The sequence below is a fragment of the Streptomyces sp. SAI-170 genome, assembly GCF_049739565.1.
Lineage (GTDB): Bacteria > Actinomycetota > Actinomycetes > Streptomycetales > Streptomycetaceae > Streptomyces.
The window spans coordinates 1,908,432-1,927,603 of sequence record NZ_JBMGQD010000001.1; the positions used below are offsets into that span (position 1 = coordinate 1,908,432).

At 72.5% G+C, this 19,172-nt stretch carries 17 protein-coding genes; 8 read left to right on the forward strand and 9 right to left on the reverse strand.

What is annotated here, in order from left to right; genetic code table 11:
• Positions 1 to 152: 152 nt before the first annotated feature.
• Positions 153 to 944: a S1 family peptidase gene (locus RKD23_RS08725; protein WP_424853151.1), complete on the forward strand. Its 792-nt coding sequence runs from the start codon at positions 153 to 155 to the stop codon at positions 942 to 944.
• 93 nt (positions 945 to 1,037) lie between these two features.
• Here the strand turns inward: RKD23_RS08725 and RKD23_RS08730 are convergent, their stop codons facing one another.
• Entirely contained in the window at positions 1,038 to 2,141 is a 1,104-nt protein-coding gene (locus RKD23_RS08730) for a winged helix DNA-binding domain-containing protein (protein ID WP_424853152.1), read from the reverse strand.
• Between the two features lie 86 nt (positions 2,142 to 2,227).
• Here RKD23_RS08730 and RKD23_RS08735 point away from each other — a divergent pair, with 86 nt between their 5' ends.
• Positions 2,228 to 3,370, forward strand: a complete 1,143-nt coding sequence (locus RKD23_RS08735; RefSeq protein ID WP_424853153.1) for a magnesium and cobalt transport protein CorA — start codon at positions 2,228 to 2,230, stop codon at positions 3,368 to 3,370.
• A gap of 67 nt (positions 3,371 to 3,437) precedes the next feature.
• Positions 3,438 to 4,325, forward strand: coding sequence for an RNA polymerase sigma-70 factor (locus RKD23_RS08740; protein ID WP_424853154.1), 888 nt, complete (start codon positions 3,438 to 3,440; stop codon positions 4,323 to 4,325).
• Positions 4,326 to 4,338: 13 nt separating this feature from the next.
• On the opposite strand, the gene RKD23_RS08745 is transcribed toward RKD23_RS08740, so the two are convergent.
• The gene (locus RKD23_RS08745; RefSeq protein WP_424853155.1) at positions 4,339 to 5,109 is read right to left on the reverse strand and encodes an SDR family oxidoreductase; all 771 of its coding nucleotides are present in this window, start codon (positions 5,107 to 5,109) and stop codon (positions 4,339 to 4,341) included.
• A 180-nt stretch (positions 5,110 to 5,289) separates the two neighbouring features.
• Positions 5,290 to 6,141, reverse strand: coding sequence for a LysR family transcriptional regulator (locus RKD23_RS08750; RefSeq protein ID WP_424853156.1), 852 nt, complete (start codon positions 6,139 to 6,141; stop codon positions 5,290 to 5,292).
• A gap of 68 nt (positions 6,142 to 6,209) precedes the next feature.
• Here RKD23_RS08750 and RKD23_RS08755 point away from each other — a divergent pair, with 68 nt between their 5' ends.
• The 3 genes from RKD23_RS08755 to RKD23_RS08765 are packed head-to-tail and all read left to right on the forward strand — an operon-like array spanning position 6,210 to position 8,458.
• Entirely contained in the window at positions 6,210 to 7,139 is a 930-nt protein-coding gene (locus RKD23_RS08755; RefSeq protein ID WP_424853157.1) for an EamA family transporter, read from the forward strand.
• A 58-nt stretch (positions 7,140 to 7,197) separates the two neighbouring features.
• Positions 7,198 to 7,998, forward strand: a complete 801-nt coding sequence (locus RKD23_RS08760; RefSeq protein ID WP_424853158.1) for a polysaccharide deacetylase family protein — start codon at positions 7,198 to 7,200, stop codon at positions 7,996 to 7,998.
• 19 nt (positions 7,999 to 8,017) lie between these two features.
• Positions 8,018 to 8,458 (forward strand): SRPBCC family protein, encoded by a 441-nt coding sequence (locus RKD23_RS08765; RefSeq protein ID WP_424853159.1) that lies wholly within the window; start codon positions 8,018 to 8,020, stop codon positions 8,456 to 8,458.
• Between the two features lie 7 nt (positions 8,459 to 8,465).
• Here the strand turns inward: RKD23_RS08765 and RKD23_RS08770 are convergent, their stop codons facing one another.
• The 5 genes from RKD23_RS08770 to RKD23_RS08790 all read right to left on the reverse strand — a co-directional run bounded on the left by RKD23_RS08770 (position 8,466) and on the right by RKD23_RS08790 (position 15,231).
• On the reverse strand, positions 8,466 to 9,617 hold the full coding sequence (locus RKD23_RS08770) for an XdhC family protein (protein WP_424853160.1): 1,152 nt from the start codon (positions 9,615 to 9,617) through the stop codon (positions 8,466 to 8,468).
• 77 nt (positions 9,618 to 9,694) lie between these two features.
• Positions 9,695 to 11,161: an NCS2 family permease gene (locus tag RKD23_RS08775; protein ID WP_424853161.1), complete on the reverse strand. Its 1,467-nt coding sequence runs from the start codon at positions 11,159 to 11,161 to the stop codon at positions 9,695 to 9,697.
• A 211-nt stretch (positions 11,162 to 11,372) separates the two neighbouring features.
• Positions 11,373 to 13,760 (reverse strand): xanthine dehydrogenase family protein molybdopterin-binding subunit, encoded by a 2,388-nt coding sequence (locus RKD23_RS08780; protein WP_424853162.1) that lies wholly within the window; start codon positions 13,758 to 13,760, stop codon positions 11,373 to 11,375.
• A 2-nt stretch (positions 13,761 to 13,762) separates the two neighbouring features.
• Positions 13,763 to 14,338 (reverse strand): (2Fe-2S)-binding protein, encoded by a 576-nt coding sequence (locus RKD23_RS08785; RefSeq protein WP_424853163.1) that lies wholly within the window; start codon positions 14,336 to 14,338, stop codon positions 13,763 to 13,765.
• A complete protein-coding gene (locus tag RKD23_RS08790) occupies positions 14,338 to 15,231 on the reverse strand; it encodes an FAD binding domain-containing protein (RefSeq protein WP_424853164.1) in 894 nt (297 codons plus the stop codon). Before RKD23_RS08790 ends, RKD23_RS08785 begins: the two co-directional genes overlap by 1 nt.
• Positions 15,232 to 15,613: 382 nt before the next feature.
• Between RKD23_RS08790 and RKD23_RS08795 the strand changes: the two genes are divergently transcribed.
• Both RKD23_RS08795 and RKD23_RS08800 read left to right on the forward strand, forming a co-directional pair.
• Entirely contained in the window at positions 15,614 to 17,314 is a 1,701-nt protein-coding gene (locus RKD23_RS08795) for a PucR family transcriptional regulator (RefSeq protein WP_424853165.1), read from the forward strand.
• A 126-nt stretch (positions 17,315 to 17,440) separates the two neighbouring features.
• The gene (locus RKD23_RS08800; protein WP_404032770.1) at positions 17,441 to 18,217 is read left to right on the forward strand and encodes a hypothetical protein; all 777 of its coding nucleotides are present in this window, start codon (positions 17,441 to 17,443) and stop codon (positions 18,215 to 18,217) included.
• Positions 18,218 to 18,354: 137 nt separating this feature from the next.
• Here RKD23_RS08800 and RKD23_RS08805 read toward each other — a convergent pair whose 3' ends face one another.
• Positions 18,355 to 19,137, reverse strand: coding sequence for a GntR family transcriptional regulator (locus RKD23_RS08805; RefSeq protein ID WP_424853166.1), 783 nt, complete (start codon positions 19,135 to 19,137; stop codon positions 18,355 to 18,357).
• Positions 19,138 to 19,172: the final 35 nt, after the last annotated feature.

The following is a 19,172-nucleotide window of genomic DNA, read 5'->3' on the forward strand; positions in this document are numbered from 1 at the left end:
TCCCCTAGGGGGTTCCCTCATTGGGAGGGGGCAGGGCCCGCCTCTAGCGTAAAGGCGTGCCGCTCGCCGGGCACACGGAGGCCGATCCCGAGGCCGCCGTGCATCACCCCCCACCCCGCGCGACCCCCCACCGGCAATCCTTGAGGAGACTCATGTTCGGGTTCACCCGTGCAAGACGATCCGCCGTAGCCCTCGCGGCCGGCACCGCTGCCGCCGCCACCGCCCTCACCTGCGCCCCCACCGCCTCCGCCGCCCCCAACCCGATCGTGGGCGGCACCACGACCACCACCTCCGCCTATCCGTTCGTCATGCAGATCACGGACGCCTACCAGAACCAGTTCTGCGGCGGCACGCTGGTCTCCCCCACCAAGGTCGTCACCGCCGCGCACTGCATGGTGGGCGAGACCACCGGTTCGGTCCGCGTGGTGGGCGGACGCACCTACCTCAACGGCACCAACGGCACGGTCGCCCGGGTCAGCAGGATCTGGGTCCACCCGAACTACACCGACGCCACCAACGGCGAGGACGTGGCGGTCCTGACGCTGTCGACGTCGATGCCGTACACCACCGCCAAGTACGTCACCTCTTCGCAGACGGGCGTGTACGCGGCCGGCACCACCGCCCGGGTGCTCGGCTGGGGCACGACCTCGGAGAGCGGCAGCTCCTCCAACCAGCTGCGGACCGCGACCGTCCCGGTCGTGTCCGACAGCAGTTGCGGCAGCTCCTACGGCTCCGACTACGTCGCGAGCGAGATGGTCTGCGCCGGATACACCTCCGGCGGCGTGGACACCTGCCAGGGCGACAGCGGCGGTCCCCTGCTCATCGGGGGCGTCCTGGCAGGGATCACTTCCTGGGGCGAGGGCTGCGCGAGGGCCGGCTACCCGGGTGTCTACACCCGGCTGACGACCTTCTCCAGCCTCGTGACCGCACAGGTCAACTCGTGAACCCAGAAGACTCCTGAGTATCCCTCAGGTGAGTAACCAGGGGGCGTTGCGGGCCTCCACGAGCGGCCCGCAACGCCCTCTATCCATGTCCGGTCACCGGATGACGGTCCCGAACCTGATGTCGTACGACGTCCCCTCGTGCAGTGTGTCGAGCATGCGCCGCCCCTCCTGCTCGACCTCGGCGCGCCGGGCCCTGGTGAGGGTGGTGAAGGGCTGGATCACGAGGGTGTCGTCGAGGAGCTTCCACACGCCCGCGAGGAAGCCGTCGACGAGGAGCGTGCAGTGGACCGTGTTCCCCTGCCAGGTGCTGCCCCAGTGCTCGGGCGGCACCACCCGGGTGCGGTCGGCGTGGGAGAGCAGCAGGTTGTCGAACTCGGGCAGGAAGCGCGGCGGGGCCGGGGTGTCCGGGTCGGGGCGCGGGGCGTCGGGGAGGTCGAAGAGTTCGACGCCGTTGTCGTCTTGGAAGGTGAGGAGTTGCGGCCGGAGCCGTTCGAAGGCGGGCCGCAGCCGGGTCAGCCCCGCCCACGTCTGCATGTCCTTGACGGAGGCGGGCCCGAAAGCGGCGAGGTAGCGCAGGACGACGTCGTCGATGGCGGCGGCCGGTCCGGCGGGGCGGCCGAGCCAGTGCTCGGCGGTGGTGAGCGAGACCTGCCCGCTGCGGCCCCACAGTCCGCGCGGGGTGACCTGGACGAGCGGGAGGCTGCAGCGGGCTGCGACCCCGAGGGCCTGCGGGTCGGCGTCCGGCCACTCGGCGAGCAGATGCTCGCGCAGCTGTTTCATGGTCCGCGGCTCGGCCTCGACGAACTCACGGGCGAGCGCGGCGAGCCGGTCCAGGTCGACGCCGGTGAGCCCCTTGCGGAACACGCCGATCTCCCGGTCCCGGGCGGGCTGCACGAGCGGACGCAGGGCGAGCGCGTCGGCGGCGGTGTGCGTGTGGATCGTCGAGCGCATGGTCACCATGCGGACGACGGCGCGCTCGGCCATCAGCTCCGAGAGCCGCTCGGGCACGAAGCCGTCGAGGCGGGCGGCGAGCGCGTAGTACGGCGGCCTGACGTTCTGCGCCTGCAACCCGATCAGATGCTCCACCGCTGCCGCGGCCTGCAGCGGCGCGCGGCGCAGCAGCAACTGCCGGTCCAGGGTCGCGCGGTTCAGCGCGCGGATGCCGAGCAGGGGGGCCGGGGACGTCGTCTTCGTCATGCGGGGAACGCTATCGAGGCTTGCGGACGACTTCTGTCCTCGACGGTATTCTCGCGGTGATCCGCAGCCCGACCGGAGAGGCACCGATGGCAGAGCGACGCCCACGTCCCGCCGCCAAGGGCCCCGGCAGGTACGTCCGGGGCCGTACACCGCTCGCTGCGAAGGGACCCGCGCCGGAGCCGCAGGCCGCGGCGGAGCCCGCCGAGATCGGCAGCGTGGTGGAGGCGGCGCTGTACCGCGACGGGGTCCGGGTCTCCTCCCCCGGCACGCTGGCCGAGGCCTTCCGCGAGCTGCGCGAGCAGCCCGAGGGCATGGCCTGGATCGGCCTGGCCCGTCCGACCGAGCCCGAACTGCTGTCCCTCGCCGCGGAGTTCGACCTCCACCCGCTGGCGGTGGAGGACGCGCTGGAGGCCCATCAGCGGCCGAAACTGGAGCGCTACGGCGAGACGCTCTTCGTCGTCCTGCGCGCCACCCGCTATCTCGACGCCCCCGAGGAGATCGACTTCGCCGAGCTGCACGTCTTCGTGGGCCCCGACTTCGTGATCACGGTCCGGCACGGGGCGGCCCCCGACCTGTCGGCGGTCCGCAGCCGCATGGAGGCGTCACCGGAGCTGCTGCGGCTGGGCCCGGAGGCCGTGCTGTACGCCATCCTGGACGCGGTCGTCGACGGCTACGCGCCGGTCGTCGCCGGGGTCCAGAACGACATCGACGAGATCGAGACGGAGGTCTTCCGCGGCGACCCGGAGGTCTCCCGCCGCATCTACGAACTCTCGCGCGAGATGGTCGAGTTCCAGCGCGCCACCCGCCCCCTGGTCGGCATGCTGCACGGCCTGATGGCCGGCTTCTCCAAGTACGGCACGGACGACGAACTCCAGCGCTATCTCCGCGACGTCGCCGACCACGTCACGCACACCAGCGAACGCGTCGACGGCTTCCGCCAGGCCCTGACCGAGATCCTCACGGTCAACGCGACCCTGGTCACCCAGCAACAGAACGCGGAGATGCGGGCGTTGGCGGAGGCCGGCTTCGAGCAGAACGAGGAACTCAAGAAGATCTCCGCCTGGGCCGCCATCCTCTTCGCCCCCACCCTGGTCGGCACGATCTACGGCATGAACTTCGACCACATGCCGGAGCTGCACTGGATCGCGGGCTACCCGTTCGCGGTCCTGCTGATGGCGGTGGTGTGCGTGAGCCTGTACGTGATCTTCAAGCGGCGCGACTGGCTCTAGACGGTCCGCCGACCGCCCGGTGTGTTCTCTGTTGCGGCCCCGCACCGGGCGCTGCGAGCATGGCCCGGTGATCGACACGGAGCGCGTGACCGACCTCGGCGACGACCCTTTCACGGAGCACCGGCGGCTGCTGTTCGGCACCGCGTACCGGATGCTCGGCAGTGTCGCCGACGCCGAGGACGTCCTCCAGGATGCGTGGCTCGCCTGGCAGGGCACGGACCGGGCCGGTGTGCACCACCCTCGCGCGTATCTGGTGCGCACGGTCACCAACCTCGCCCTCAACCGGCTGACCTCCGCCCGCGCCACCCGCGAGGCCTACGTCGGGCCCTGGCTGCCGGAGCCGCTGCTGACATCGCCGGACGTCGCCGAGGACGCCGAGCTGGCCGACACCGTGTCGACCGCGCTGCTGGTGGTGCTGGAGACGCTGACCCCGGTGGAGCGGGCCGTGTTCGTGCTGCGTGAGGCGTTCGCCTTCTCGCACGCCGAGATCGCGGAGATCCTGGAGCGGCCCGAGCCGACCGTACGGCAGATCGCCCGCCGGGCCCGGCAGCACGTGGACGCCCGGCGCCCCCGCTACGACGCCGACGCCGTACGGCACCACCAGATCACCGCGCGGTTCCGGGCGGCCTGCGCCGGCGGCGACCTGAACGCCGTGCTGGAGCTGCTCGCCCCGGATGTCGTCGCCTGGTCCGACGGCGGCGGCAAGGTCACCGCCGCCCGCCGCCCCCTGTACGGCACGGATCATGTCGCGCGCTGGCTGCTCGGCGCGCTGGCCAAGCCGGTGTCCGCCGGGGTCACGCTGGAGCCGGCCGTCGTCAACGCCGAACCCGGGCTGCTCGTCGTCCTGAACGGCCGGACCGTCGGCACCGTCTCCCTCGGCGTGACGGACGGTCTGATCCGGCACCTGCGCTTCCAGTTCAACCCGGACAAGCTGAGCGGCGTACAGCAGCCTTAGGGCCTGCCAGGGATCACCAGACGAGGCCGCCGTCCACGCGGATGTTCTGGCCGGTGACCCAGCCGCCGTCGGGGCCGACCAGGAAGGCGACCGTCCCGGCGATGTCGGCGGTGCTGCCGAGGGCGCCCAGGGGGGTCTGCCGGGCGACCTCCGCGCGGATCTCGTCCGTGGTGGCCGAGCGCAGCATGCCCTTGTCGCCGCTGTCGGTCGGGCCCGGCGAGACGACGTTGACGGTGATGCCCTGTCCGCCCAGCTCGCGGGTGGCGATCCAGGTGAACTGTTCGAGGGCGGCCTTGCTGGCGGCGTACACGGCCTCCTGGAGGCGCGGCCAGCGGGTGGTGACCGTGGAGACGTTGACGATCCGTCCGCCGCCGGTCATCCGGCTCGCGGCGTGCTGGATGGCGAAGAACGGCGCCTTGGCGTTGACGGCCATCTGCCGGTCGAAGTCCGCCTCGGCGGTCTCCCCGATCGGCGTGCGGGTGAACGTGCCGGCGTTGTTGACAAGGATGTCGAGCCGGGCGTCGAAATGCTTGTCCGCGGCGAGGAACAGCCGCTCGATCTGGTCCAGGTCGGTCAGTTCGATCCGCTCGGCCCACACGGTCCCGCCCTCGGCGGTGACTTCGGCTAAGGTCTCCCGCGCGGCCGCCTCGTCGCGGCCGTAGCTGAACATCACCGCCGCGCCGTCGGCGGCCAGCCGCCGCACGATCGCCCGGCCGATCCCCCGGGACCCACCGGTCACGATCGCGCTCTTGCCGGCCAGTGGTTTCGTCCGCTCAGTGGTCATCGCTTGCCGTTCCTCTCGGGGTTCTCGGCGCCGGAAATGCCGATTAGGACATGCCCGGAAGGTGGCGACAAGGACGGTCCGACTACTTTGTGAAGTCACCCTGGACGGCGATCAAGGGGCCGGGCAAACAACCGGAAAACAAGAGGAAACGGCCCGGCCGACACCCTCCGTCGCTCGTGATCAGGCCCGGTACAGCTCGGTGAGCAGGGCGATGGCCGCCCGGGTCGCGGGATGCGGTTCGTCGCGCCACCAGGCGAGACGGACGGCGACCGGGGCGGCGTCGCGGACCGGGCGGTAGACCACGCCCGGGCGCCGGTACTGGTGCGCGGTGGACTCGGCGGTCATGCCGACGCGGCGGCCGCCTGCGATGACGGTGAGCCAGTCGTCCACGTCATGGATGTCCTCGGTCGCCGGGCGGGACTCCGGCGGCCACAGCTCGGGCGTGGTCGTGCCCGTACGGCGGTCGACGAGGAGGGTGCGGCCGCTGAGGTCGGCGAGCCGGACCGAGCGGCGCCGGGCCAGCGGGTCGTCGGCGGCCAGGGCGCACAGCCGGCGCTCCAGGCCGACGATCGCGCTGTCGAAGCGGCGGTCGTCCACCGGGCGGCGCACCACCGCGAGGTCGCTGCTGCCCTCGGCGAGTCCGGCGGTGGCGGAGTTGACCCGGACCAGCTGGAGTTCCGTCGCCGGGTGCGCGGCGCCCCAGCGGCGCTGGAAGGCGAGGGTGTGGCGGCCGAGCGCGGCCCAGGCGTACCCGACCCGCAGCCGCTGCGAGCCCTCGGCCGCCTCCCGGACCAGGTCGTCCACCTCGGCCAGGACCCGCCGGGCATGGGCCAGGACGCGCGATCCCGTGCCGGTGGGCGTCACCGAGCGGGAGGTGCGCCGCAGCAGCCGGGCGCCGAGGGCGTCCTCCAGCGCGGCGAGGGTGCGGGAGACGGCCGCCTGCGAGACGCCGAGGGCGTGGGCGGCGTCGGTGAAGGTGCCTTCGTCGGCGATCGCGACGAGGCAGCGCAGATGACGCAGCTCCACATCCATGACGCCAGCGTATAGATCGGCCGGTCCTTGCATTTTGCGCATCCCTGGGCGGGGCGCACGCTCTGAGCATGTCAACGGCCCCCGAACGCCCCGCGGCTGCGACCGCGGCGGCAGCCACCTCCGCATCCGCCGCGGACCCGACAGCCCCGTCCGTCGCCCCGGCACCCCGCGTGCGCCTCCTCGGTGTCGCCACCATGCTCGGCAGCGGCCTGTCCAACCAGACCGGTGCCGCGCTCGGTGCGCTGGCGTTCCCGGTCATCGGGCCCGTCGGTGTGGTGGCGGTGCGGCAGTACGTCGCCGCGGCCGTGCTGTCGGCCGTCGCGCGGCCGGGGCTGCGCTCGCTGACCGGCCGGCAGTGGCGGCCCGTGCTGCTGCTCGCGCTGGTCTTCGGGACGATGAACCTGTCGCTGTACACCGCCGTGGACCGGGTCGGTCTGGGGCTCGCGGTGACGCTGGAGTTCGTCGGGCCGCTCACCCTGGCGCTGGCCGGGGCGCGCCGTCGCCTGGACGCCTGCTGTGCGCTCGTCGCCGCGGCGGGGGTCGTCACGCTGATGCGGCCCCGGCCGTCGGCCGACTTCCTCGGCATGGGCCTGGGCCTGCTGGCGGCCGCGTGCTGGGCGTCGTACATCCTGCTGAACCGGACGATCGGGGAGCGCATACCGGGTGCCCGGGGTGCGGCGGCCGCGGCCGTGGTGTCGGCGGGGCTGTTCCTGCCGGTCGGGGTGGCCGTCGCGGTCGTGCGTCCGCCGACCGTGGGGGCGCTCGGGTACGCCGTGGCGGCGGGGGTGCTGTCGTCGGCGGTGCCGTATCTCGCGGATCTGGTCACGCTGCGGCGGGTGCCGGCCCAGGCCTTCGGGCTGTTCATGAGCGTCAATCCGGTGCTCGCCGCACTGGTCGGGCTGGTCGTCCTCGGACAGCGGCTCGGGGTGGCCGAATGGGCGGGCATCGGCGCAGTGGTGGGGGCCAACGCGGCCAGCGTGGCGATCCGGAAGAAGTGAGAAAGCCCAGGCAGGACCGCTATACACTGCCTATATACACGCCGTGTATAGTCCCCGCATGCCTTCTCTGACCAAGAAGCTTCCGACCCGGAAGACGACGAAAACGGGGGCCGGGTTCCGTGCCGCCGCCCTCGGTGCGGTGGCCGCCTGTGTGACGCTCGCGCTGACAGGCTGCACCCGCCTGGAGACCACCGCGCCGAGTTCCGTGCGCGCGGAGGCCGCCGCCGGTGCGCCCGCGCGGTTCGGGACCGTGGACTGCCGCAAGGCCAAGTGCATCGCGCTGACCTTCGACGCCGGGCCCAGCGAGAACTCCCCGCGGCTGCTGGACATCCTGAAGCGTGAGCGGGTCCCGGCGACCTTCTTCCTGCTGGGCAAGCGGCACATCGACACCTATCCCGAGCTGGTGCGCCGGATGGCCGACGAGGGGCACGAGATAGCCAGCCACACCTGGGACCACAAGATCCTCACCGACCTGCGGCCCGACGAGATACGCGAGGAGCTCCGGCGCCCCAACGAGGAGATACGGCGCCTCACCGGGCGCACCCCCACCCTGATGCGCCCGCCGCAGGGCCGCACCGACGACACCGTCCACGAGATCTGCCGCGAGCTCGGCATGTCGGAGGTCCTGTGGAGCGTGACGGCCAAGGACTACAAGACGAAGGACCCGGCACTCATCCGGCAGCGCGTCCTGGACCAGGCCTCCCGGGACGGCATCATCCTGCTGCACGACCTCTACGACGGGACCGTGCCGGCCGTGCCCGGCATCATCAAGGCGCTCAAGGAGCGCGGCTACGTCTTCGTGACGGTCCCCCAACTCCTGGCCCCTGGGAAGGCGGAGCCGGGCAAGGTGTACCGCTGAGGGTCCCTAGGATCGTGGCGTGGTCCTCTTCCAGCTGCAGCGTACGGTCCCGCTCCCCCTCGACGAGGCGTGGCGGCGGATCACCGACTGGCCCCGGCACGGCGACGTGGTGCCGCTGACCCGCGTCACCGTGACGCCGGGCCCGCCCACCCGGGAGGGCACGCTCGTCGTGGCCCGCTCCGGCCTCGGACCGCTCGCCTTCGACGACCGTATGGAGGTCACCGTGTGGCGGCCTCCTGTGGACGGCTCGCCGGGGCGGTGCCGGCTGGAGAAGCGCGGCCGGGTGGTGCTGGGCCGGGCAGAGCTGGAGGTGCTGCCGGAGCCCGGCGGGCGCACGCGCGTGGTGTGGCGGGAGGAGCTGGGTGTGCGGTTTCTGCCGGGGGTCTTCGACCCGCTGCTGGGGGCGGCGGCGCGGGCGGTGTTCGGCCGCGCGATGAACGCGCTGCTCCGCAAGCCCTGATCGGGCGTCAGGCCACCGATCCGATGGTCCCCGTCGGCGCCGAGGCCCCGTCGTGGTGGATCGGCGTGTGCGCCCCGGTCAGCGAGGCCCCGCTGCCGCCGCGCCGGGCCGCGACGATCTCCGCGCCGATGGACAGGGCGGTCTCCTCGGGCGTACGGGCGCCCAGGTCGAGGCCGATCGGGGAGCGCAGGCGGGCCAGTTCGAGCTCGGTGACGCCGACCTCGCGCAGCCGCTCGTTGCGGTCGAGGTGGGTGCGGCGCGAGCCCATGGCGCCGACGTACGCCGCCGGCAGCCGCAGCGCGAGCTTCAGCAGGGGCACGTCGAACTTGGCGTCGTGGGTGAGGACGCACAGGACGGTCCGGCCGTCGACCTGTGTGCTCTCCAGGTACCTGTGGGGCCACTCGACGACGATCTCGTCGGCCTCGGGGAAGCGGGCGCGGGTGGCGAAGACGGGCCGGGCGTCGCACACCGTGACGTGGTAGCCGAGGAACTTGCCGACGCGGACCAGCGCGGCGGCGAAGTCGATCGCGCCGAAGACGATCATGCGGGGGGCGGGGACACTGGACTCGATCAGCAGCGTGAGCGGTGCTCCGCAGCGAGAGCCCTGCTCTCCGATCTCCAGGGTGCCGGTGCGACCGGCGTCGAGGAAGGCGCCCGCCTCGGCCGCGACCGTGCGGTCCAGTTCGGGATGGCCGCCGAAGCCGCCGTCCCAGGAGCCGTCGGGACGGACCAGCAGGGCCCGGCCCGTGAGGTCCGTGGGCCCGGACACGATCCGCGCCACCGCCGCCGCCTCCCCTCGGGCGGCGGCGGTGAGCGCGGCCGCGACCACCGGCCGGACGGCGTCCCTCGTCCGGACCGGGGTGACCAGGATGTCGATGACGCCGCCGCAGGTCAGACCCACGGCGAAGGCGTCGTCGTCGCTGTAGCCGAAGCGCTCCAGGACGGACTCGCCGTCCTGGAGGGCCTGGCGGCACAGCTCGTACACCGCGCCCTCCACACAACCGCCGGACACCGAGCCGATCACCGTGCCGCCGGCGTCCACCGCGAGGGCGGCACCGGGCCGGCGGGGGGCGCTTCCACCGACGGCCACCACGGTGGCGACGGCGAAGTCACGGCCCTGCTCGACCCACCGGTTCAGCTCCTCGGCGATGTCCAGCATGTCGGTCTCCTAAACAGCGGTGGTGCGAAGGGCGCGGGAGCCGTCCGGGCGAGTGGGGCGCTCGGACCGCCCTGCTGCTAGTGGACGCCCAGCCAGCCCTCGATCGGGTTCAGGGCGAAGTACACCAGGAAGATCGCGGTCAGGCCCCACATGAATGCGCCGATCTCGCGGGCCTTGCCCTGGGCGATCTTGATGGCGACGTAGGCGATGACGCCGGCGGCCACACCCGTGGTGATGGTGTAGGTGAAGGGCATCAGCACGACCGTCAGGAACACCGGGATCGCGGTGGCCCGGTCGGACCAGTCCACGTGCCGGGCGTTCATCATCATCATCGCGCCGATGACCACCAGGGCCGCGGCCGCGACCTCGCCGGGCACGATCGCGGTGAGCGGGGTGAAGAACAGACAGGCCGCGAAGAACAGGCCGGTGACGACCGACGCGAGGCCCGTGCGGGCGCCCTCGCCGACACCGGTGGCCGACTCGACGAAGACGGTCTGGCCGGAGGCGCCGGAGACGCCGCCGATCGCGCCGCCCGCGCCGTCGATGAACAGCGCCTTGGACAGGCCCGGCATCCGGCCCTGCTCGTCGGCGAGCTTGGCCTCGGTGCCGACGCCGATGATGGTGGCCATCGCGTCGAAGAAGCCGGCCAGCACCAGGGTGAAGACGATCATGCCGACGGTCATCGCGCCGACCTCGCCCCAGCCGCCGAACTCGACGTCGCCGAAGATCGAGAAGTCGGGCATCGACACCGCGCTGCCGTGCAGTTCGGGTGCCCCGGACGCCCACTGCTTGGGGTCGACGACGCCGGCGGCGTTGAGGATCACGGCGATCAGCGTGCCGCCGACGATGCCGATGAGGATGGCGCCGGGGACGCCTCTCGCCTGGAGCATGAAGATGGCGAGCAGGGTGGCCGCGAACAGCAGCACCGGCCAGCCGGCGAGTTCACCGGCCGGGCCGAGCACCACCGGGCCGCCGCCGGGCGCGGGGTTCTCGTGCACGAAGCCGGCCTTCACCAGGCCGATCAGGGCGACGAACAGGCCGATGCCCATGGTGATCGCGTGCTTGAGGGCGAGCGGGATCGCGTTCATGATCATCTCGCGCAGGCCGGTGACGACCAGCAGCATGATGACCACGCCGTACATCACGCACATGCCCATGGCCTGCGGCCAGGTCATCGCGGGCGCGACCTGCGAGGCGAGGACTCCGGAGACGGAGAGGCCCGCGGCCAGGGCCAGAGGCACCTTGCCGACGAAGCCCATCAGCAGCGTGGTCAGCGCCGCCGCGAACGCGGTCGCGGTGATCAGCGCCTTCTGGCTGAGGATGTCCCCCGAGGCGTCCTCGCCGGACAGGATCAGGGGGTTGAGCAGCAGGATGTACGCCATCGCCATGAAGGTGGTGACGCCGCCGCGCACTTCACGCGCGATGGTGGACTGACGCTTGGATATGTGGAAGTACCGGTCGAGCCAAGAGCGTCCGGCAGGGAGGCGGGTACCAGCACCCGCGTCCTCCGCGACGGTCTTCGGCTCCAGTGACTGCTGGGTCATGTGGGCCTACTCCCAAGGTTCAAAGGGGCACCCGGACAACCGCCCTTGCGGCAGCGGGATTTGGGAAGGTGCTTCGGCCGCACGACCCGGGGGACGGCCCGAGGCGAACGATTCCAGTCTGTTTTCCGGGGTGCCGCGAGCGGTGCGGCTCCGGAGTACTCCGGGCGGCGCGGGAGCCTGTGACGTTCCGTGCGCCGCCCGGAGGGCCTGATCACGCGGTGCCGGTCAGATGCTCCGGACGTACCGGCGTGCGGTTGAGCTCCAGCCCCGTCGCGTCGCGGATGGCCGCGAGAACGGCCGGCGTCGAGGACAGGGTGGGTGCCTCACCGACGCCGCGCAGCCCGTACGGGGCGTGGTCGTCGGCGAGTTCGAGCACGTCGACCGGGATGGTCGGCGTGTCGAGGATGGTGGGGATCAGGTAGTCCGTGAAGGAGGGGTTCCTGACCTTCGCCGTCTTCGGGTCGACGATGATCTCCTCCATCACCGCGACTCCCAGGCCCTGGGTGGTGCCGCCCTGGATCTGGCCGAGGACGGACAGCGGGTTGAGGGCCTTGCCGACGTCCTGGGCGCAGGCCAGCTCGATGACCTTGACCAGGCCGAGCTCGGTGTCCACCTCGACGACCGCGCGGTGTGCGGCGAAGGAGTACTGGACGTGGCCGTTGCCCTGGCCGGTGCGCAGGTCGAAGGCCTCGGTCGGCCGGTGCCGCCACTCCGCCTCGACCTCCACGGCCTCGCCTTCGAGTACGTCGACCAGGTCGGCGAGGACCTCGCCGCCGTCGGTGACGACCTTGCCGCCCTCCAGGAGGAGTTCGGCCGTCGCCCATGCGGGGTGGTAGGAGCCGAACTTGCGGCGGCCGATCTCCAGGACCTTCTCGCGGACCAGCTCGCAGGAGTTCTTCACGGCGCCGCCGGTGACGTACGTCTGACGGGACGCGGACGTCGAACCGGCCGAGCCGACCTGGGTGTCGGCGGGGTGGATGGTCACCTGGGCGACGCCCAGCTCCGTGCGGGCGATCTGGGCGTGGACGGTGACGCCGCCCTGGCCGACCTCCGCCATCGCGGTGTGCACGGTGGCCACGGGCTCGCCGCCCACGACCTCCATGCGCACCTTGGCGGTGGAGTAGTCGTCGAAGCCCTCGGAGAAGCCGACGTTCTTGATGCCGACCGCGTAGCCGACGCCCCGCACGACACCCTCGCCGTGCGTGGTGTTGGACAGACCGCCCGGCAGCTGCCGTACGTCCGCGCCCTCGCTGGACTCCCACTGACGCTCGGGCGGCAGCGGCATCGCCTTGACGCGGCGCAGCAGTTCGGCGACCGGGGCGGGCGAGTCGACCGGCTGGCCGGTCGGCATGAGGGTGCCCTGCTCCATGGCGTTGAGCTGCCGGAACTCCACCGGGTCCATGCCCAGCTTCTTCGCGAGCTTGTCCATCTGGGCCTCGTAGGCGAAGCACGCCTGGACCGCGCCGAAGCCGCGCATCGCGCCGCAGGGCGGGTTGTTGGTGTAGAGGGCGATGGCCTCGATGTCGACGTCGTCGACGACGTACGGGCCGACCGACAGGGACGAGGCGTTGCCGACGACGGCCGGGGAGGCGGAGGCGTAGGCGCCGCCGTCCAGGACGATCCGGCACTTCATGTGGGTGAGCTTGCCGTCCTTGGTGGCGCCGTGCTCGTAGTGGAGCTTCGCCGGGTGGCGGTGCACATGCCCGAAGAAGGACTCGAAGCGGTTGTAGACGATCTTCACCGGCTTGCCGGTGCGCAGCGCGAGCAGGCAGGCGTGGATCTGCATCGACAGGTCCTCGCGGCCGCCGAACGCGCCGCCGACGCCGGACAGCGTCATCCGCACCTTCTTCTCGGGCAGGCCGAGGACGGGCGCGATCTGGCGCAGGTCGGAGTGCAGCCACTGGGTGGCGATGTAGAGGTGGACGCCGCCGTCCTCCTCGGGCACGGCGAGGCCGGACTCGGGGCCGAGGAAGGCCTGGTCCTGCATGCCGAAGGTGTACTCGCCCTCGACGATCACATCGGCGCGTTTCCGGGCCGCCGCCACGTCGCCGCGGACGATCGGCTGGCGGTGCACGATGTTCGGGTGCGGGACGTGACCGGCGTGGTGGTCGTCGCGGTTCTCGTGGATCAGGATCGCGTCGGGCGCGGTTGCGGAGGCCTCGTCGGTGATGACGGGCAGCTCGCGGTACTCGACGTGGATCTTCGCGGCGGCGCGGCGGGCCGTCTCCGGGTGGTCGGCGGCGACGATCGCGACCGGCTCGCCGTGGTGGCGTACCTTGCCGTGCGCGAGGACCGGGGTGTCCCGGATCTCCAGGCCGTAGTTCTTCACGTCGGTGGGCAGGTCGTCGTACGTCATGACGGCGTACACGCCGGGCGTCGCGAGGGCCTCGCTCGTGTCGATGGACACGATCTCGGCGTGGGCGACGGTGGAGCGCAGGATCTGGCCCCAGAGCATGTCCTCGTGCCACATGTCGGACGAGTACGCGAACTCGCCGGTGACCTTGAGGGTGCCGTCGGGGCGGAGCGTGGACTCGCCGACGCCGCCCTTGGTCTGCGACCCCTGGGTGATCTTGGTGGGGGTTCCGCTGGGGGAAGCCATGGTCAGACCGCCTCTCCCTGCCGGGCGGCCGCGAGGCGGACCGCGTCCATGATCTTCTCGTAGCCCGTGCAGCGGCACAGGTTGCCCGACAGGGCCTCGCGGATGTCCGCGTCGGTCGGGTTGGGGTTGCGCTCCAGCATCTCGTCGGCGGCGACGAGCAGGCCGGGGGTGCAGAAGCCGCACTGGACGGCGCCGGCGTCGATGAACGCCTGCTGGATCGGGGAGAGCTCCTCGCCCTCGCCGGTCTGCGAGTCGGAGGCGGGCCTGGCCTCCCACTGCTCGGCCTCGTCGAGGGAGGTGCCGCAGGTGCCCGTACCGCAGGAGCGCTGCTTGGCGTAGTCCGCCAGGCCCTCGACGGTGACGACCTCGCGGCCCTCGACCTGGCCTGCCGCGACCAGGCAGGAGCAGACCGGCACGCCGTCGAGGCGGACCGTGCAGGAGCCGCACTCGCCCTGCTCACAGGCGTTCTTCGAGCCGGGCAGGCCGAGGCGCTCGCGCAGGACGTACAGCAGGGACTCGCCCTCCCAGACGTCGTCGGCCTGCTGCCGGCGACCGTTGACGGTGAAGTTGACGCGCATCACGCAGCTCCCTCCGAGGCGCGGCGGGTGCCGCGGTACGACTCCCAGGTCCAGGTGAGCGTCCGGCGGGCCATGACGCCGACCGCGTGGCGGCGGTAGCTCGCGGTGCCCCGGACGTCGTCGATCGGGTTGCAGGCGCCGGAGCACAGCTGGGCGAACTGCTTGGCGACCGACGGGGTGATGATCTTTCCGCTGTCCCAGAAGCCGCCCTCTTCGAGCGCCGCGTTCAGGAACTCCTCGGCGGCCTTCGCCCGGACGGGGGTCGGGGCGGCGGAGCCGATGCCGGTGCGCACGGTGCGCGTGGAGGGGTGCAGGGCGAGACCGAAGGCGCACACGGCGATGACCATGGCGTTGCGGGTGCCGACCTTGGAGAACTGCTGGGGGCCGTCGGCCTTCTTGATGTGGACGGCGCGGATCAGCTCGTCAGGCTGGAGTGCGTTGCGCTTGACGCCGGTGTAGAACGCGTCGATCGGGATGAGCCGGGTGCCGCGGGCGGCGGACTCCACCTCGACCTCGGCGCCGGCCGCCAGCAGGGCGGGGTGCGCGTCACCGGCCGGGGAGGCCGTACCGAGGTTGCCGCCGACACCACCGCGGTTGCGGATCTGCGGGGAGGCCACCGTGTGCGAGGCGAGCGCGAGGCCCGGCAGCTCGGCACGGAGGTTCTCCATGATGCCGGTGTACGGGACGGAGGCCCCCAGGCGGACGCTCTCCTCACCGACCTCCCACTCGGAGAGGTCGCCGATGCGGCCCAGGTCCAGGAGGTACTCGGGCCGCCGGTGGTCGAAGTTGATCTCGACCATCACGTCGGTGCCACCAGCGATCGGCACAGCCGTGGGGTGCGCTGCCTTGGCGGCGAGCGCCTCCTCCCAGCTGGCGGGGCGAAGGAAGTCCATGACCGGCTCTCTTCTTCGTTGCGGTGCTCGGTGGTGCGGATTGAGCCAATCCGTGTGTGGCGGTCCCGGCTCGTTCATCTCCTGTTAACGCGAAGTGGAGCCAGTACACAGCGCGGTACTCCGGTGGGGTCAGTCACCGAAACCATGAAGGAGTTGGCTGGCCAGGGTGGTCATCTTGTAGATTCGTATGAACGGGGGTCATCAGTAACCTCCCGGTTCTCCTGTGGAAACGTGAGACACAGCCCGCGTGACCTGGGACACGGCCCGGACCGACGGTCCGGCGACGGCCAGGGGCGGAATGTCCGCCCGCCGGCCGGGCCTCTCCGGTCCGGCCCATCAAGATTCATCGTAGTTTTCGAGACAAAGAACGGCGGCGACGAGAATGCGGCTGCGCGCACTGCTGGACACCGACGCGCTGGGCCTCAGGCTGCTCGGCGGCGAGGACGAGCTGGACCGCACCGTGCGCGGGGTGATGACGACCGACCTGCGGGACCCCAGCCGCTATCTGTCGGGGGGCGAGCTGGTCCTGACGGGACTGGCCTGGCGCCGGGACGCCGCCGACTCCGAGCCGTTCGTACGGATCCTGTCGCAGGCCGGTGTGGCCGCGCTGGCGGCCGGTGAGGCCGAGCTGGGGGACATCCCGGACGACCTGGTCGCCGCCTGCGCACGGCACCGGCTGCCGCTGTTCGCGGTGCACGAGTCGGTGGCGTTCGCGACGATCACCGAGCATGTCGTGCGCCAGGTCAGCGGCGAGCGCGCCGGGGACCTGGCGGCGGTCGTGGACCGGCACCGGCGGATGATGACCTCGGGCCCGGCGGGCGGCGGCCCGGACGTGGTCCTGGACCTGCTGGGCTCGGACCTCGATCTGCGCGCCTGGGTGCTGTCCCCGGCCGGCCGGCTGATCGCCGGCCCGAAGGTCGCGGGCCCGGCGCTGCCGGTGGAGGTGTGCGCAAAGCTGGCGGGCGAGCACCTGGCGGCCGTACGCACCGGGCGGCGCGGTCCGCACCGGGTGCTGGTCGGCTCGACGACGTACAGCCTGTTCCCGATCCGCAGCTGGGGGCACCGCGGGCCGGCGGCCGGGGCCGCGCGGGCGCCGCAGGGCACGCGGGACGTGCGCGAGAGCGTGCTGTCGGACTGGCTGCTGGCCGTCGAGGCCGATGCCGGGGACTGGCCGGAGGAACGGCTGGACCTGGTGCACGGGGTGACGCAGCTGATCGCGGTCGAGCGCGACCGCAGGGACGCCTCCCGCACGGTCCGCCGCCGGCTCGCGCAGGAGGTGCTGGAGCTGGTGCAGACGGGCGCGGCACCCGCCGAGGTCGCGGCCCGGCTCAGGGTCGCGGCGCCGGTGCTGCTGCCCGGACTCGGCGCGGCCCCGCACTGGCAGGTGGTCGTCGCCCGGGTGGAGTGGGCGGACAGCCGGCTGGAGGGCGGCCCCGTCGCCCAGTCGCTGCTGGAGGAGATCCTGGTCGACCCGCAGAGCACCGGCCCGGAGCCCTCCGACCGGATCGCCGTCGCGCACAGCGGTGACGAGGCGATCGCGCTGGTGCCGCTCCCGGCGGTCGGCGGCGAGCACGACGGCTCCGACACCGGCATCGTCGCCGACACCCTGCTCACGGCCGTACGGGAGCCACTGGCGGCCGGCCTGGACGGCGACGGGCGGGTCACGCTGGGCGTGAGCGCGGCCGTGCACTCGGCGGAGGGGCTGCGCGGCGCGCTGGAGGAGGCGCGGCACGCGCGGCGTGTGGCGGCGGCCCGGCCGGGCCTGGTGTGCGCGGCCGGCCACCAGGAGCTGGCCTCGCACGTGCTGCTGCTGCCGTTCGTCCCCGACGACGTCCGCAGGGCCTTCACCGCACGGCTGCTGGACCCGCTGCGCGACTACGACCAGCGGCACCGCGCCGAGCTGATCCCCACCCTGGAGGCGTTCCTGGAGTGCGACGGCTCCTGGACCCGCTGTGCCTCCCGGCTCCACCTGCACGTCAACACGCTGCGCTACCGCGTCGGCCGGATCGAGCAGTTGACGAGCCGTGACCTGTCCAGGCTCGAGGACAAGCTGGACTTCTTCCTGGCGCTGCGGATGAGCTGAACCGGAAGGGGGCGCGGCTCCCACGACTTTGTGAAATCCTTCACCCACCCTCTTGGCCGGGCCCCGCGATTCGTGCTGAGATGCGGCCACCACTCATAGCTCGACGGCGCGCTCGGGGAGGGCAATGTGGCGTATACCGCCATGTCTGGTAACGGAACGACCGCTGGTGACGATCCACTCCAGACCGCGGTATGGCGGCTGCGCTCGCGGGCCTGCTGGGCCGACGCGGCGGCCCTGCTGAGGCCGGCCTCCGCGGCGAACGCGCTGCAGCGGGCCGCGCTGCTGGTGGAGCGGTGTCTGTACACCGAACAGGGCTGGGAGGACGCCGAGGACGCGCTGCGGGTCGCCGAGGCCCTCGCGGACAGCGACGAGGAGCGGGGCGCGGCCGCTTGTGAACGCGGGTACTTGGCCTACGCCGCCACGCTGCTCGGGGTGCGCGACCGGGCCGACGAGGCACGCGCCGCGCTCGGCCGGGCGGCCGCGCTGATCCCGCCGGACACCGCGGACCGGGCCCTGCTGGACTTCCGGCGCGGGCTGATCGCGCAGAACCTCAGCGGCTCACCGCAGGCGGCGCGTGCCGCGTTCCGCCGGGCCCACGCGGGCGCCACCGAGCACGCGGACGCCCTGCTGCTGTCCTTCACCTGGCGCCACCTCGCCGGACTGGCCCTGCGCGACGGCGAGTTGGCCGAGGCCCGGCACGGCTTCACCGAATCGCTGCGGCTGCGCGAGGAGTTGGGCTACCTGGTCGGCACGGCCCCGGCGCTGGCGTCCCTCGCCGACGCGGAGACCGAACCGGAGGCATCCCGGCTGCGCGAGGAGGCACGTCGGCTGTTCCGGCTCCTGGGGGGCGTACCGACGTGGCTGGCACGGCAGTTGGCGGTACCTCCGGCGGCGACGGCGTAGGGGGCGCTTGCGCGCCCGTAAGGGGCGCGGGGCTGTATCGATATGCGGCTCCGCCGCGTGGGCGCGACCAGCCCCCGACAACCCGCAGACGCGTACGGCGGAAAGCGACCGTGTGAGATGGCGCCCCGCTGCCCCTCCTACGCCCCGAAGTGCTCGCGCACCAGCACCCGCACCCGCTCCACATCCCGAAGGGCCAGCGCGTCCAGCAGCGCCGCGTGCTGGGCCGCGTCCGCCATGAGTTCCGTACGGATGTGGCGGCCGCTCGACAGGGGCCACTGGGCGCGGCGGTGGAGGTCGTCGGCGATGCGGACGAGCTGCTCGTTCCCGGAGAGGGACAGCACGGCCCGGTGGAAGGCGCGGTCGGCCTCGGCATAGGTCGCCCGGCAGCCGGAGGACGCGGCGCGGACGGTGGTCTCGGCGAGGGGGCGCAACTCGGCCCAGCGCTCGGGCGCGACCGTGGCGGCGAGCCGCAGCAGGACCGGCACCTCCAGCAGGGAGCGGACCTCGGCCAGTTCGGCCAGCTCGCGGGCGTCGCGCAGGACGACCCGGAAGCCGCGGTTGGGGACGACCTCGACCGCGCCTTCCTGGGCGAGCTGCTGCATCGCCTCGCGCACGGGCGTGGCGGAGACGCCGAAGCGCTCGCCGAGCGCGGGGGCGGAGTACACGGTGCCGGGGGTCAGCTCGCCGGTGACCAGCGCGGTGCGCAGGGCGTCGAGGATCTGCCCGCGCACGGAGGAGCGCTGCACGACGGACCGGGGGTGCGGGACGGGCGCCTCGGCGGGCGGGTGCTCTCCCCTGGCCGCGAAGCCGGTGGAGCCGGCCGTGTCCGTGCCGCGCTGCTGCTCCGGCACCCGAGCGGCGCCGGCGTCCTGCTCCGGTATGCCCGTTCCGACGGCGGAGCCCTGCGCGCCCTGCTTCACGGGTCCTCCTCCGGGCTTGTCGGCACTTGGGGTCA

What these genes read in the sequence shown, in the direction of transcription:
- RKD23_RS08790 (WP_424853164.1), bottom strand. Translation starts at nt 15,231, where the DNA reads ATGGACTTCCTTCGCCCCGCCAGCTGGGAGGAGGCGCTCGCCGCCAAG.
- RKD23_RS08785 (WP_424853163.1), bottom strand. Translation starts at nt 14,338, where the DNA reads ATGCGCGTCAACTTCACCGTCAACGGTCGCCGGCAGCAGGCCGACGAC.
- RKD23_RS08725 (WP_424853151.1), top strand. Translation starts at nt 153, where the DNA reads ATGTTCGGGTTCACCCGTGCAAGACGATCCGCCGTAGCCCTCGCGGCC.
- RKD23_RS08770 (WP_424853160.1), bottom strand. Translation starts at nt 9,617, where the DNA reads ATGCTGGACATCGCCGAGGAGCTGAACCGGTGGGTCGAGCAGGGCCGT.
- RKD23_RS08760 (WP_424853158.1), top strand. Translation starts at nt 7,198, where the DNA reads ATGCCTTCTCTGACCAAGAAGCTTCCGACCCGGAAGACGACGAAAACG.
- RKD23_RS08780 (WP_424853162.1), bottom strand. Translation starts at nt 13,760, where the DNA reads ATGGCTTCCCCCAGCGGAACCCCCACCAAGATCACCCAGGGGTCGCAG.
- RKD23_RS08735 (WP_424853153.1), top strand. Translation starts at nt 2,228, where the DNA reads ATGGCAGAGCGACGCCCACGTCCCGCCGCCAAGGGCCCCGGCAGGTAC.
- RKD23_RS08755 (WP_424853157.1), top strand. Translation starts at nt 6,210, where the DNA reads ATGTCAACGGCCCCCGAACGCCCCGCGGCTGCGACCGCGGCGGCAGCC.
- RKD23_RS08730 (WP_424853152.1), bottom strand. Translation starts at nt 2,141, where the DNA reads ATGACGAAGACGACGTCCCCGGCCCCCCTGCTCGGCATCCGCGCGCTG.
- RKD23_RS08750 (WP_424853156.1), bottom strand. Translation starts at nt 6,141, where the DNA reads ATGGATGTGGAGCTGCGTCATCTGCGCTGCCTCGTCGCGATCGCCGAC.
- RKD23_RS08775 (WP_424853161.1), bottom strand. Translation starts at nt 11,161, where the DNA reads ATGACCCAGCAGTCACTGGAGCCGAAGACCGTCGCGGAGGACGCGGGT.
- RKD23_RS08745 (WP_424853155.1), bottom strand. Translation starts at nt 5,109, where the DNA reads ATGACCACTGAGCGGACGAAACCACTGGCCGGCAAGAGCGCGATCGTG.
- RKD23_RS08795 (WP_424853165.1), top strand. Translation starts at nt 15,614, where the DNA reads ATGCGGCTGCGCGCACTGCTGGACACCGACGCGCTGGGCCTCAGGCTG.